General features: G+C 53.9%; 2 protein-coding genes. One reads left to right on the top strand and one right to left on the bottom strand.

Features of this window, described 5'->3' with window-relative positions; all coding sequences use genetic code 11:
• A partial coding sequence (locus E1297_RS49590) for a hypothetical protein (RefSeq protein WP_209015578.1) occupies positions 1–180 on the top strand: 180 nt, incomplete at its 5' end.
• Between the two features lie 46 nt (positions 181–226).
• Here E1297_RS49590 and E1297_RS01675 read toward each other — a convergent pair.
• Positions 227–772, bottom strand: a complete 546-nt coding sequence (locus E1297_RS01675) for a hypothetical protein (protein ID WP_155133086.1) — start codon at positions 770–772, stop codon at positions 227–229.
• Positions 773–1243 lie beyond the last annotated feature (471 nt).

Below are 1243 nucleotides of genomic sequence, written 5' to 3'. Positions count from 1 at the left end.
CAGAGGCGCGGCAAACCCCTTCCTTCAGGGGGGGGCAAGAGCGCAGCTCGCTGCGCTGAACGCGACGGGCCGGACGAAGTAAAGGACTTGGTCGAGACTGAAACGGGTAAGAGCTTCGGGCCTCTTGTCGAATTTGCACACACCGACTTCAAGGAATTGTCTTTCAAGCCTGCGAGTTAGCCACTCTTAAGAGTGGTTCGTCCCGACTTAACGTCTTACCCGCCCTTCAGGGCAGGGAAGACGTTAAGTCCATTTCCTGCCGGACCTCATCCATTACCTCCGGATCCACTTTGAATCCGATTTCGTCAGCCGCAGTGTTTTGATCCTTGATGAAGCAGGCCTTCTGTATGGTCTTGCGGCCCTTCATCTCCAGCACGTCGTCGACGGTGAAGTAGATTTCGCCGTGCTGGTTGATGTCATACCGGGTTGCCTCGTCGTCTTCAGGGAGCTTGACATCCTTAAACCCCAGGAAGTCGCTGTGATCCGCGTCGTCAGCATCGATGACGTACCCCATCCCGATTTCATCGCATGTGGCGGAGACGCGACCGAACGGCTCGGTCGCCTCATGGACGCTCAGCTCAATCTTGTCTTTCCTCTTGAGCGTGTCGCTCAAGAGGTCGAGGATTTGCTCTTGGCTTAGTTCGTCCGCGTACCCATACCCCTCAATATGGCAACCTTCGTCGGAAAGCGCCTCAACGAATTGAACGAGGGTCTCCGCAGTCTTGATCTCTCCGAAAATAACCATCCTAGCGTTGTGGCCGATGTCACTCATATTTATTCTCCAGCTTGAGTTAATTCGGATTTTCGGCGGCCGACAGGAAACTGACAACCGGCCGACGACCAGAGATCTGTGGTTGCCCGATTAATATATAGAAAAACCCGCCGCAGATGCGACGGGCCCTCCGTGGTTCAGGCCAACGCCGTCCCCGGCTGCACCGTAATGAAACGATGAGCCGACGGAGAGCACAGCGCAAGACCCCCCTTCTAGGGTTCTAAAAATATCCCCGCCGTCAGGCGGAACACGACCTTACTTTTTGCAAGAGCTCAAAAAATTGAGGGTTTCCGCGGATTTCAAAGGCACTTGCAAAAAGAACGGTTTTGCTCTTAAACTTCAAAACTCTCAACGTTTTCAGTTGTATCACTGTGAGTTTTGAGGGTTCTCCGCCGGATAGGCGGCTCTGAAGAGTCACCATTGAACATGACAGCGGGATTGATCGTTCTCCGCCGGATAGGCGGCTCTGAA

This window comes from Roseibium sp. RKSG952, assembly GCF_009711355.1.
The sequence above is the reverse complement of the archived record's forward strand: the minus strand, read 5'-3'. Positions and strand labels throughout refer to the sequence as shown.

Excerpts from the sequence above, each read along its gene's own strand:
- E1297_RS01675 (WP_155133086.1), bottom strand. The coding sequence starts at position 772 with ATGAGTGACATCGGCCACAACGCTAGGATGGTTATTTTCGGAGAGATC.